The organism is Microbacterium sp. F01, assembly GCF_056156365.1.
In genome coordinates this window covers 4156335-4168688 of record NZ_CM149592.1, presented here as the reverse complement: position 1 = coordinate 4168688, position 12354 = coordinate 4156335, and the positions used below count along the sequence as shown (strand labels likewise).

Genomic DNA, 12354 nt, shown 5'->3' with positions numbered 1-12354 from the left:
TCTCTGAACTCTCGTCCATCATGCACGAGTCGTTCATTCTGAGAAAGTCTCTTTCATTGAATGCAGTGCCGAAAGCAGGCCACATTAGGCCGCGGTTAACGACTCGCAGAGGAATCCGAATGGCCAAACCGCCCGCGGATCGTCACTGTTGACCGAAAGATCGCATCCCGAATCGCGATCCCGACACCGAAGTCCGCAGCAGCACATCGATCACAGGAGATCAGGATGTCCCGACTCACCACAGCACGTGGCGCCGCCGTCATTGCGGCCGTCGCCGTATCAGCCCTCGCACTCGCGGGCTGCAGCGGCGCTGGCGACCCCAGCCAGACCGGCGGTGCGGCCGACACGTCGAAGCTCGTCATCGGCCTCGACTCCGACCAGGCCGCGCTCGGTTACGACCCGGTCCGCTACGGAAGCGGACAGCGCTTCTTCTTCGAGGGGATCTACGACTCGCTGTTCCTGCTCGACGAGGACGGTCAGGTCGTCCCCGATCTCGTCACATCGTTCGAGTACAACGAGGACAACACCCAGCTCACGCTCGACCTGGACACGAGCGCGACCTTCGACGACGGCACGGCGCTGAGCGCCGATCTCGTGAAGGAGAACCTCGACGCGCGCGGCAACCCGGATCTGTCCGCGTACAACGGCTTCGCGACCGGCGGGCAGAACGAGATCTCGGACGTGACCGTCGTCGACGACGACACGGTGACGCTCACGTTCGCGGCGCCGCAGCCGGGCTTCGAGGCGAACCTCGTGCTGCCCGCAGGGGCGATCGTCGGGCCGACCGGCGCAGCCGACCGCTCCACGCTCGACACCACGCCGGATGGGTCGGGGCCCCTCACGGTCGACGAGGACGCCACGGTGAAGGGCAACTCGTACCTGCTCGTCAAGAAGGAGGGCAGCGACGCCGCCGCGGACTACCCCTTCGACTCGTACGAGTTCCGCCCGGTCCTCGACCCGCAGGCTCGCGTGAACGCGGTGATCTCGGGCGAGGTCGACCTGGCCTACATCACGGCCGACACGCAGGCGCAGGTCGAGTCCGCGGGCGTCGGACTCGTCGCCAACGGCGGCACCGTGCAGAACATCGTGGCCTTCGACAAGACGGGTGCCCTCGGCCCCCAGTGGGCGGACCCGCGCGTCTACCAGGCGCTCTCGATGGCGATCGACCGCGAGGCGTTCGTCGAGGCGATCCACCCGGGCGAACTGCCCACGGCCAACGCGCTGCCCGCCGACAACCCGGGCTACCTGCCCGAGCTCGACGAGGAGTACGCGTACGACCCGGAGGCCGCCAAGGACCTCCTGGCCGAGGCGGGCTACCCGGACGGCTTCGACTTCACCTTCACGATCTCTTCCGCCAGCCAGCGCGATCTCGAGGCGCTCCAGCCGTACTGGGAGGCGATCGGCGTCAACATGACGCTGAAGAACGCGGCGTCGACCGAGGAGATCTTCGCCGTCGTGCAGACCGAGCCGCTCGGCGGGCCGCTTCCGCTGACGTGGACCAACCCGCTCGGCAACGTGTTCGGAGTGTTGTTCGGCTTCGCGAACTTCCACGGCGCGGACAACCCCGACATCAAGGCCGCGGCCGGCGCGTACGGTGCGGCGACGGGCGATGAGGCGGCGCAGACCGCGGCCCTCAAAGATCTCAACCGCGCGATCGTCGACTCGGGGTGGCTCATCCCGCTGTTCGAGCAGCTGGCACCGTGGGCGTACAACGCGAAGAAGGTCGCCGAGCCGACGTTCCCGGGCGCCGAGGCCTTCCCGATCCTGGCCTCGATCCAGCCCGCATCCTGATCCGACGGCGGTGCCGGCGACCCGCGTCGCCGGCACCGCCCGTCAGGGAGAGTTCTGATGCTCATCTTCATCCTGAAGCGCGTCGCCTGGGGCATCGTGACGCTGCTGATCGCATCGTGGATCGCGTTCATGCTCGTCCACCTCTCGGGGTCGACGCCCGGCGGCGTCGCCCTCGGGCAGTCCGCCACGCCCGAGCAGGTGGCCGCGTACAACGAGTCGATCGGCTGGTACGACCCCTGGATCCAGCAGTACCTCGCCTGGGTCGCGCAGGTGCTGCAGGGCAACCTCGGCACGTCCCTCATCGACGGTCGTCCCATCGGCCCCGACATCGCCAAGCGCCTCCCCGTGACCGCCGCGCTCGCCGTCTTCGGAACCCTCGTCGCCGCCCTCATCGGCATCGTCATGGGCGTCATCGCGGCGGTGCGCCGCGGAGCGGTCGACAAAGCCATCACCGCGACCTCCGGCATCCTGCTCTCCATCCCGGCCTTCTGGGTCGGAGTCCTGCTCGTCTACGTCTTCGCCGTCCAGCTGCGGCTGCTCCCCGCGACCGGGTTCGTGCCGTTCGCGAACGACCCGGCCGCCTGGGCGCGCTCCCTCGTGCTGCCCGTCCTCACGATCGCGATCACCTCCGCCGCAGGCATCGCGCGGCAGACGAGGGCCTCGATGTCGGAGTCGCTCGCGCAGGAGCACATCCGCACCCTCCGCGCCGTCGGCACGCCGACGAACCGCATCATCTACGTCCACGCGCTCCGCGGGGCGAGCCTTCCGATCCTCGCAAGCGTGGCCGTCATGTTCATCGTCCTGTTCAGCGGCTCGGTCGTCATCGAGGTGCTCTTCGCCCTGCCCGGCATCGGTCAGGCGATGCAGAGCGCCGTCGGCTCCGCCGACCTCCCGTTCGTGCAGGCGCTCGTGCTCGTCGCGACCCTCGTGGTCGTGATCGTGAACGTCGCGCTGGAACTCCTCAACCGGACCCTCGACCCGAAGCTGCGTGCCTCATGACCGTCTCGACGACCTCGATCGTCCGCCCTCGGCGCTCGGAGCGGAAGCTGCGCCTGCGCGTGCTGCGCTCGCCGGCCGCCCTCATCTCGCTCGTCTGGCTCGTCGGGCTCGTTCTCGCTTCGCTCACATCGCCGCTCTGGCTGCGGTACGGCCCCCTCGAGCAGGACCTCTCCGTCGTGCTCCAGGGCCCCTCGCTCGCACACCTCCTCGGCACGGACGAGCTGGGCCGCGACATCCTCTCGCGTCTGGTGACCGCAGCCGCGCCGACGATCTTCATCGGCCTCGTGGTGCCGATCGTCGCGGTGCTGGTGACGATCCCCATCACCCTCTGGGCGGCTCGGAGCCGGCGCGGCGAGGGGGCGATGAACCAGGTCAGCGAGATCGTCCTGTCCCTGCCCGGAACCGTCATCATCTTGGCCTTCATCGCGGCGGTCGGCACCAACATGCCGCTCGTGATGGCAGCGTTCGGCCTGCTGCTGTTCGGCGCGATGTACAAGATCTTCTTCGGCCAGGCGAAGTCGCTGCACACGCAGCTCTACGTCGAGGCCGCCGCGATCGACGGCGTTCGGCCGATGCGCGCCAGCATCCGCCACGTGCTGCCGAACATGTCGACGACCGTCATCGTGCAGTTCGTCCTGCTCTTCGGAGTCGGCATCGGGATGCAGGCCGCCCTCGCGTTCATCGGACTCGGGCCCCAGCCGCCCGAGCCGACGTGGGGCGGCATGATCCAGACCGCGTCGCGCTTCATCTTCCAGCAGCCCTGGATGATGGTGCCGACCGGCGGCATCCTCGCGCTCACGCTCATCGCCGCCAACTCCCTCGCGGACGTGCTCGCGGGAGGTACGGCCGTTCCGCCCCCGCTCGTCGCACTCCGCCGCCGCTTGCGAGGCGGGCCCGCGACCGAGGTCGCCGCGGCCGCCGTCGCCGACGACCTTCCTGTCGCTGGCCAGATCGACGAGCCGGCCCCCGAGTCGCTCACCATGATCGGCGATGCCTCATACCCCGGATCCAATGCCGACCCGCTGCGCGACGCGGCAACGCCGATCGACGTCATCGCCCTTGGCGGACTGTCCGCCGACATGGTGACCGCGCCGACGTCCGGCCCGGCTGCACCCGGTGCCTCGACGAGCCACGAGCGGCGCGCGGACGACAGCCACGGGCTGGTCGTCGAGGATCTCGTGATCGGTGTCGACGGCGGTCCCGCCCTCGTGACCGGCGTCTCGATGCGGGTCCGCCCGGGCACAGTCATGGGGCTCGTCGGCGAATCGGGCTGCGGCAAGAGCGTGACGTCCTACGCACTGCTGGGTCTGCTCGCACCGGGACTCTCGGTGCGCTCGGGTCGCATCGGCTGGCGCGGTGCCGATCTCGCCGGGGCCACCGAGAAGACCCTTCAGAGGGTGCGCGGCCACGAGATCGCCTTCATCTCACAGGAGCCGACGCGCGCGCTCGATCCCATGTTCACGGTCGGCGCGCAGCTCGCCGCCGCGATCCGGCGCCTGCGCGGCGTCGGACGAGCCGAGGCCAAGCGCATCGCCTCCCAGCTGCTCACCGACGTCGGCATCGTCGATCCGCCGCGCGTGCTGAAGAGCTACCCGCACCAGATCTCGGGCGGCATGGCCCAGCGCGTCGCGATCGCCCTCGCCCTGAGCGGCACGCCGAGTCTGCTCGTCGCCGACGAGCCCACGACGGCCCTCGATGTCACGATCCAGGCCGAGATCCTGGCGCTGCTGCGCGGGCTCATCGCGCAACGCGGCATGTCGATCATCATCGTGACCCACGACCTCGGTGTCGTCGCCGACATCTGCGACGACGTGTCGGTGATGTACGCGGGCGAGATCGTCGAGACCGGCACCGTGCGCGATGTGCTGTTGCGGCCCGAGCACCCGTACACCATGGCGCTGCTCGCGGCCGATCCGCACGCGATCCTTGATCTCGAAGGGACCGCGCGCCTCGCGTCCATCCCCGGTCAGGTGCCGCTGCCGGGTTCGTGGACGACCGGGTGCCGCTTCGCCCAGCGCTGCCGCTTCGCGCGCGACGAGTGCCTCGTGACGGTGCCGCTCGACCCACGCGCCCAGGGTGAAGGCGGAGTGCGGTGCGTGCGCCGAGACGAGGTGCAGGGCCGCCAGGACGAATGGCGACTGCCCGTGACGACAGGAGGAGGACGATGAGCGCCCCAGACACGGTTTCCGTCGGCGTGCGAGCGACGGATGCGCCGCTGCTCGAGGTGCGCAACCTCGTCGTGCGCTACGGCAAGAAGGGCCCGGCTGCGGTCGACGACGTCTCGTTCACGATCGCCCGGGGTGAGACGCTGGGGCTCGTCGGTGAGTCCGGTTCGGGGAAGACGACGATCGGCCGCGCGATCCTCGGCCTGCAGCCGGTGAGCGACGGGCAGATCCTCTTCGAGGGGCGCGACATCACGCGCGCGAGCGTCCCCGAGCGTCGCGCGCTGCAGGGTGACCTGCGCGCAGTGTTCCAGGACCCCTTCTCGTCGCTCAACCCGCGCCGGGTGATCGGCGACGCCCTCACGGAGCCGCTGCGGGTGGCCGGCGTCGGGCGCGAGGAGCGCGTGCGACGCGCGAACGAGGCCCTGGCATCGGTGGGACTTCCCGCCGGCTCGTACGACCGTTACCCGCGGCAGTTCTCCGGCGGGCAGCGGCAGCGGATCGCGATCGCGAGAGCGCTCGTCACAGACCCCCGTCTTGTCGTGTGCGACGAGGCGGTGAGCGCCCTCGACCTGTCGACGCAGGCGCAGGTGCTGAACCTCCTCGCCGAACTGCGGACCGGCGCCGATCTCGGCTACCTCTTCATCGCCCACGACATGGCGGTCGTCGAGTTCCTCGCACAGCGCGTCGTCGTGCTCTATCGCGGCAAGGTCATGGAGCAGGGAGCCACGGCCGACGTCATCCGCAACCCCCAGAGCGATTACACGCGCGTGCTCATGGCAGCCTCGCCGGTGCCCGATCCCGACGAGCAGGCCCGTCGCCGTGAGATCTGGCAGAAGCTGCGGGCAGATGCGAAGGCGGCGGTCGGCTGACTCGGCGGCTCAGTGCAGCGTCGCGTCGACGAGGGGCGAGAGTTCCTGCGCGGTCTCGCGGAACGTTCGGACCATCGGGTTCGGCGAATCGCTGAGGCTGCACAGCACGATCGTCGCCGGCTCGATGTCGGAGATCGGCACGAACGCGAGCTCGTCGCGGCGGTACTGCCGTGACGCGGACTGCCCGGCGATGTTCACCCCCGCCCCCGCTGCGACGAGCTCGAACAGCCCGTCGACGCTGTCGGCGGTCGGGCCCCGCCGGGGCCGCGATCCATCCGGGCGGGGGTCGACGATCCACCAGTTCACGACTTCGGGAACGCCGCCCGCGACCGCGACGAACACCTCGTCGTTGGTCTCGACGATGGTGACCGACTCCCGCCCGGCGAGGGCGTGATCGGCGGGGACGACGAGCACCCGCGGCTCTCGCCACAGTGGCTCGACCCGGATGCGCGGCGGCAGCACCATCGGCGACGGGGCGAACACGACGTCGACCCGCCCGGCTTCGAGTTCGGAGGCGACGTCGAAGAAGCCGAGCCGCCGCATCTCGATCCGCGCCTGCGGGATCGCCTGCATCGTCGCGGTGATCGCCGCCGTCGTCAGTGCACCGGCGCCCGCGGCCACCACGCCGACGCGCAGGAGCGGCGTGCGCTGATCCCGGCGCACGGACTGCGCCCAGGAGAGGAGCTGGTCGTGGTCGTCCTGCACGCGGCGCGCGAGAGGCAGCAGGTCGCGCCCGTAGCCGGTGAGCTCGACCTTGCGGGGGCTTCGATCGAACAGTTTGACGCCGACCTGCTGCTCGAGCCGGCTGATCTGCTGGCTCAGCGACGGCGGGGTGATGCTGAGGCGTTCGGCCGCGCGACCGAAGTGCAGCTCCTCGGCGAGCACGCAGAAATACCGGATCACGTGGATAGGCACGTCCATGCTCGGATCTTAGTCGCAGGCTAACGCCGGGTAGGGATGTCGAACTTCCTCAGGGTGCGAAACCTCGTGAGACTTGAGGCATCTGGAACGGTCGATCGGAATGACCCGATGTTCCCGTCTGCCTAACGGCACCACTGTCTTACATGGAGGTAAGCATGACCACTTTCGCCGCTGACGACCCCGACAAGGTCGCGTTCGCCGGTATCCTGCCCGCCGCCCCGAAGCCCTACGTGATCGGCAACGGGCAGGGTGAGAAGTCGCTCGTCTTCGACCAGCTCTTCGAGATCCTGGTCTCGGGAGACGAGACCGACGACCAGTACGGCGCGTGGACGATGAAGGCCCGTCAGGGGGACCGCATCCCCGCTCACACGCACCTCAAGACCCATGAGTTCTTCTACGTCGTCGACGGCGAGATCTCGGTGTGGATGGACGACCAGGCGGACTACCACAGCAAGACCACGCTCACCACGGGCGACTTCGCGTTCGTGCCGGCGAACATCGTCCACGCGTTCAAGATCGAGAACACCACGACCGTGTTCGGCGCCGGCACGGCGGGCTTCGAGCGGTTCTTCCACGCGATCGGCCAGAAGACCGACCTCGACGAGCCGCAGGGCGTCTACGTCCCGGACTTCTCGATCATGCGCGCCGCAGGCGAAAAGTACGCCACGGTCTTCATGCCCGAGTTCCGGTTCCGCGACTGACCTCCCGCGTGTCATCGCTGCTCGAGGTCGACTTCGCCCAGCCGGAGGGCTTCCGGCCGCTGTCGCTCGACCTGCGCACGCCGGAGCCCGCCGGCGCGCCACTCATCGTGTTCCTGCACGGTGGGGGGTGGCTGCGCGGCAGTCGCAAGGTCTTCACGCCGGGGATCGGCGTCAGCCAGTCCTTCGACCGCATCGTCGCGGCCGGCTTCGCGATCGCGTCGTGCGAGTACCGGCTGAGCGGAGAAGCACGATTTCCTGCGCAGCTCGACGACGTCGATGCCGCCCTTGAGTGGTTGAGGAATCACGCGGCCGACTACGGAGCGGATGCCTCGCGCCTGGTGCTGTGGGGAGTCTCGGCGGGCGCGACGATCGCCGCGCTCACGGGGCTCCGTCGCCGTGACGTGCGCGGCGTCGTGGACTGGTTCGGTCCCGCCGACCTCTTCACGATGGCGGAACACGACATGGGCGATCCGCCCGCCGAGACTCGCGAGGCCCGGTGGATCGGCGGCCCCGCGGCACAGCATCCCGAGATCGCCCGTGCAGCCAGTCCCGCCCACCGGGTGCACGCCGATGCTCCGCCGTTCCACATCGCGCACGGCACCGCCGACGAGCACGTGCCGTTCGCGCAGAGCGAGGCGCTCGCCGAGGCGCTCCTGAGCGTCGGAGCGGATGTCGAGTTCCACACCGTCGCCGGCGGAAAGCACTTCTGGCAGGGGCTCGACGACCCGTCCGCGATGTTCGACGCCGCGATCGACTTCTGCTCGCGCGTCACACGTTCACAAGGAGACTGAAGTGACAGACCCCACCCGAACGGGCGATGCCGGCGCTCCGCGCGCTCGCGTCATCCTCGACAACGACTTCGGAGGAGATCCCGACGGACTCTTCCAGCTCGCGCATCACCTGCTGAGCCCTTCGGTGCACGTCGCACTGGTCGTCGCGTCGAAGATCCCCGACTCATTCGCCGAATTCGACCCGGGCGTGGTGGAGCGCGGGGTGATCGCAGCCGATCGCATCGTCGAGATGCTCGGTCGTCCCGAACGCGCTCTCGCCGGCGCCGAGACGGGCTTGCGCGCCGGGGTCACGCCGCCGCTCACCGACGCGGCGCGGGCGATCATCGCAGAGGCGCTCCGCGATGATCCCCTGCCGCTCTTCTACTGTGCGGGCGGAGGGCTGACGGACCTCGCCACGGCGTATCTCCACGAACCCGGCATCGCGGATCGACTGACGCTCGTATGGATCGGCGGTCCGGGCTATGACCCGGCGCATGCGGAGGAGTCCCGCCCGGCGGAATTCAACACGACAATCGACCCTGTCGCCGCGGGAGTGGTCTTCGCGTCTTCGATGGCCATCTGGCAGGTGCCTGAGACGACGTACGAGCAGTGCCTCATCACCTGGAGCGAGCTCCACCGCCACGTCGCGCCGCTCGGACCTCTCGCGGCACACCTCGTCGAAAGCCTCGACACCTTCACGGCGACGATGTCCGCGATGCTCGGGTTCAACCGCGGCGAGACTGTCGTCCTCGGCGACAGCCCGCTCGTCCTGCTGACCGCCCTCCGCGGGCCCTTCCGCGTCGAGCCGTCGTCGTCGCCGTCGTCCCTGCAACCACGGCGTGCGATCAGAGAAGACGCCACCTACGGCGACCTGCTCGTCGGGGCACCGGCCGTTCGCGTCTTCACCGCCCTCGACACCCGGCTCATGCTCGGCGACCTGGTCGCGAAGCTCGCAGAAGTGGGCGGGACCGCATGACGAAGGCGATGATGATCGCGCCCGATCATCCGACCGACGCGGCGCCTCTCCTGCGTCGCGAGTTCACGCTCGATCCAGGGCACGGGCCCGTGGACAGGGCGATTCTGCGCACATCCGCCCAGGGGGTCATCGAGGCGTGGGTGAACGGCATCCCGTCCTCCGACGAACTGCTCGCACCGGGATGGACGAGCTACGAGTGGCGCGTGCGTCTCGTCGAGCACGATGTCACCACCGCCGTCGCCGAGCGGACCGTCGTCGCGCTGCGGCTCGGGAACGGCTGGTACCGCGGCTGGCTCGGCTTCACCGGCCAGCGCGCGGTGTACGCAGACGAGCGCGCCGGGTACGCCGAGCTCGAGATCCGCTTCGCCGACGGTCATGTCCAGGTCGTCGGCACGGACGAGTCGTGGCGCGCGGAAACGGGCGAGGTACTCGCCGACGACCTCTACAACGGCGAGACGATCGACGCGCGGCTGCGGGACGACGCCTGGCAGCGGCCGGGATTCGACGACGCGGGATGGGATGCCGCGCACGCTGTCGACTTCGACCACAGCCGCCTCGTCGCCCGGACATCGCCGCCCGTCCGTCGACTGGGCGAGCGGGCCGCTGAGCGGGTCTGGACCTCGCCATCGGGCAAGACGCTCGTCGACTTCGGCCAGAACCTCGTCGGCTTCGTGCGGGTGCAGGTCTCCGGACCGGCCGGCAGCGAGATCGTCCTTCGTCATGCGGAGGTGCTCGAAGGTGCCGAGCTCGGCACACGCCCGCTGCGGCGCGCCGAGGCGACGGATCGTTTCATCCTCAGCGGCGGCGACGATGTGTTCGAGCCCACGCTCACCTTCCACGGGTTCCGCTACGCGGAGGTCACCGGCTGGCCGGGCGAGCTCGACCCCGCGGCGCTGACCGCGGTCGTCGTCGGGTCCGACATCCGCCGCATCGGAACGTTCGCGTGCTCCGACGCGCTCCTGAATCAGCTGCACAGCAACGTGGTGTGGGGGATGAAGGGCAACTTCCTGAGCGTGCCGACGGACTGCCCGCAGCGCGACGAGCGCCTCGGCTGGACGGGTGACCTCGCGGTCTTCGCACCGACGGCGGCATTCCTCGGCGATGTCGAGAGCTTCCTCGCGGACTGGCTCATCGACACCGAGCTCGAGCGGCAGGCGACGCCGTTGAAGACCGTGCCCGTCGTGGTCCCGAACGTCATGAAGCACCTCGAGACGGGATTCCCCGAGCCCGGCGCGACCGCCGTCTGGGGCGATGCCGCCGTGTGGGTGCCCTGGTCGCTGTGGACCGCGTACGGCCACGAGCAGACGCTCCGCGACGCCTACCCCCTCATGACCGCGCACGTGCGCAGCGTCGAGGCGGTGCTCGCACCCGACGGGGCGTGGGACTCCGGGTTCCAATTCGGGGACTGGCTCGACCCGGACGCGCCCGCCGATGACCCGGGCAAGTCCAAGGCGCCGGCCGAGGTCGTCGCCACAGCGAGCGCCTATCGCAGTGCGGGCCTGGTCGCCGAGGCGGCGGTGGTGCTGGGCGAGGAGTCGGATGCTGCGGAGTTCCGCGCGCTGCGCGATCGCATCGGTGCGGGCTTCCGCACCCGGTACGTCCACGACGGGCGCGTCGAAAGCGACAGCGCCACGGCCTATGCGCTCGCGATCGTGTTCGGCATCCTCGACGCTGCCGACGTGCCGCGCGCCGGCGATCGGCTGGCGGAGCTCGTGCGGGAGGCGGGGCATCGCATCAGCACCGGATTCGCGGGCACCCCGTTCATCCTCGACGCGCTGACCGCGACCGGTCACCTCGACGATGCGTACGCGCTGCTGCTGCAGCGTGAGGTGCCGTCGTGGCTCTACCCGGTGACGATGGGCGCCACCACGATCTGGGAGCGCTGGGATTCGATGCTGCCCGACGGCAGCGTCAACCCGGGCGAGATGACGAGCTTCAACCACTACGCGTTCGGGGCCGTCGCCGACTGGATGCACCGGTCGATCGGGGGCATCGCGCCGCTCGACCCGGGCTATCGCCGCATCCTGGTCGCACCGCAGCCTGGCGGCGCGCTCACGTGGGCACACGCGAGCCTCGAGACGCCTCACGGCCATGTCGCCGTGCGCTGGGACGCGGATGCCGAGCACGGGCTGCGCGTGCGCGTCGACGTGCCGGCGGGCACCGAGGCCGTGCTGCGGATCCTCGGGCGCGCCGACGAGACGCTGGCCCCCGGCATCCACACCCGATGAGAGGAACAAGCAGATGACCGAGATCCACGATGTGGCCCTCGCCGGCGGCGGCTTCGACTTCCGCGTGCGCGTGTACCCTGCGGCGGAGCCGAACGGCGCGCTGCTGGTCTGGCTGCACGGCGGTGCGTTCATGTTCGGCGATCTCGAGATGCCGGAGGCCGACCAGGTCGGTCGCCGTCTCAGCGACGGCGGAATCACCGTCGTCTCGGTCGATTACACGCTCGCGCCACTCGACGCACTGGAGTCGCTCGGCCCGCCCGAGCCAGGCCTCGGCATCCCGTCGCCCGCCGAGATCCGGGCCGCAGCGGAGGCTGCGGGGCCGCGGGCGCGATTCCCGGTCGCGTCGTTGCAGATCGTCGCGGCCTTCGACTGGGCTGTCGCGCACGCAGGCGAGTACGGTGCGGACCCGGGCCGCGTGTCGCTCGGCGGGGCGAGCGCGGGCGGCAACCTGGCCACCGGCGCGGCGATGCGGCTTCGCGACCGTGCGACCTCGGTGCCCGCTGTTCTGGCCCTCGTCTACCCGGTGCTGCATTCGCCGCTGCCTGCGGCGGGAGCGGAGCTCGAGTCGCTGCTCGACGGCCTGCCGCCGTTCCTGACGTTCCCGCCCGAGTCCACGCAGGCGATCAACGCGAACTATCTCGGGGGCGCTACCGACGACGAGGGCTACGCGTTCCCGGGCGGACACGACCTCGCCCGCCTCCCGTCGACGGTCATCGTGAACGCCGACCGCGACCGCTTGCGGGCATCGGGTGAGGCGTTCGCCGCGGAACTCGCGCTCGCCGGTGCCGACGTCAGGCTCGTCCGCGAGCGCGGCGCGATGCACGGCTTCCTCAACGAGGTCGGCGACGCGGCCGCCGAGAGGACGCTCAGGCTGCTCGCGGGTGCCGTCACCCAGGCGCGACCCGTTGCCGTCGCGCGGGCGGTGTGACGGGCG

The 12354-nt window shown here is 70.0% G+C and carries 10 protein-coding genes; 9 read left to right on the top strand and 1 reads right to left on the bottom strand.

All coding sequences use genetic code 11. The annotated features are described in order from the left end of the window. Nucleotides 1-225: 225 nt before the first annotated feature. From ACVN90_RS19055 to ACVN90_RS19040, 4 genes are read left to right on the top strand one after another with little or no spacing between them, the layout of a single operon-like run. Complete coding sequence (locus ACVN90_RS19055) at nucleotides 226-1791, top strand: ABC transporter substrate-binding protein (RefSeq protein WP_475099770.1); 1566 nt, start codon at nucleotides 226-228, stop codon at nucleotides 1789-1791. Between the two features lie 57 nt (nucleotides 1792-1848). Further along, complete coding sequence (locus tag ACVN90_RS19050) at nucleotides 1849-2790, top strand: ABC transporter permease (RefSeq protein ID WP_475099769.1); 942 nt, start codon at nucleotides 1849-1851, stop codon at nucleotides 2788-2790. Continuing rightward, a complete protein-coding gene (locus tag ACVN90_RS19045; protein WP_475099768.1) occupies nucleotides 2787-4958 on the top strand; it encodes a dipeptide/oligopeptide/nickel ABC transporter permease/ATP-binding protein in 2172 nt (723 codons plus the stop codon). Before ACVN90_RS19050 ends, ACVN90_RS19045 begins: the two co-directional genes overlap by 4 nt. Further along, nucleotides 4955-5824 (top strand): ATP-binding cassette domain-containing protein, encoded by an 870-nt coding sequence (locus tag ACVN90_RS19040; RefSeq protein ID WP_475099767.1) that lies wholly within the window; start codon nucleotides 4955-4957, stop codon nucleotides 5822-5824. Before ACVN90_RS19045 ends, ACVN90_RS19040 begins: the two co-directional genes overlap by 4 nt. A 9-nt stretch (nucleotides 5825-5833) precedes the next feature. Here ACVN90_RS19040 and ACVN90_RS19035 read toward each other — a convergent pair whose 3' ends face one another. Continuing rightward, nucleotides 5834-6745: a LysR family transcriptional regulator gene (locus tag ACVN90_RS19035; RefSeq protein WP_475099766.1), complete on the bottom strand. Its 912-nt coding sequence runs from the start codon at nucleotides 6743-6745 to the stop codon at nucleotides 5834-5836. 155 nt (nucleotides 6746-6900) lie between these two features. Here ACVN90_RS19035 and ACVN90_RS19030 point away from each other — a divergent pair, with 155 nt between their 5' ends. Genes ACVN90_RS19030 through ACVN90_RS19010 form a run of 5 tightly spaced genes read left to right on the top strand, consistent with a single transcriptional unit; the run spans nucleotide 6901 to nucleotide 12348 of the window. Further along, nucleotides 6901-7446: a quercetin 2,3-dioxygenase gene (locus ACVN90_RS19030; RefSeq protein WP_310286293.1), complete on the top strand. Its 546-nt coding sequence runs from the start codon at nucleotides 6901-6903 to the stop codon at nucleotides 7444-7446. An 8-nt stretch (nucleotides 7447-7454) separates the two neighbouring features. Next, a complete protein-coding gene (locus ACVN90_RS19025; RefSeq protein ID WP_475099765.1) occupies nucleotides 7455-8237 on the top strand; it encodes an alpha/beta hydrolase fold domain-containing protein in 783 nt (260 codons plus the stop codon). 1 nt (nucleotide 8238) lies between these two features. After that, the gene (locus ACVN90_RS19020; RefSeq protein ID WP_475099764.1) at nucleotides 8239-9192 is read left to right on the top strand and encodes a nucleoside hydrolase; all 954 of its coding nucleotides are present in this window, start codon (nucleotides 8239-8241) and stop codon (nucleotides 9190-9192) included. After that, nucleotides 9189-11420 carry an alpha-L-rhamnosidase gene (locus ACVN90_RS19015; RefSeq protein ID WP_475099763.1) on the top strand — a complete coding sequence of 744 codons (2232 nt, stop codon included), beginning with the start codon at nucleotides 9189-9191 and terminating at the stop codon, nucleotides 11418-11420. The genes ACVN90_RS19020 and ACVN90_RS19015 overlap by 4 nt, the downstream gene beginning before the upstream one ends. Nucleotides 11421-11433: 13 nt before the next feature. After that, the gene (locus ACVN90_RS19010) at nucleotides 11434-12348 is read left to right on the top strand and encodes an alpha/beta hydrolase fold domain-containing protein (protein ID WP_475099762.1); all 915 of its coding nucleotides are present in this window, start codon (nucleotides 11434-11436) and stop codon (nucleotides 12346-12348) included. Nucleotides 12349-12354 lie beyond the last annotated feature (6 nt).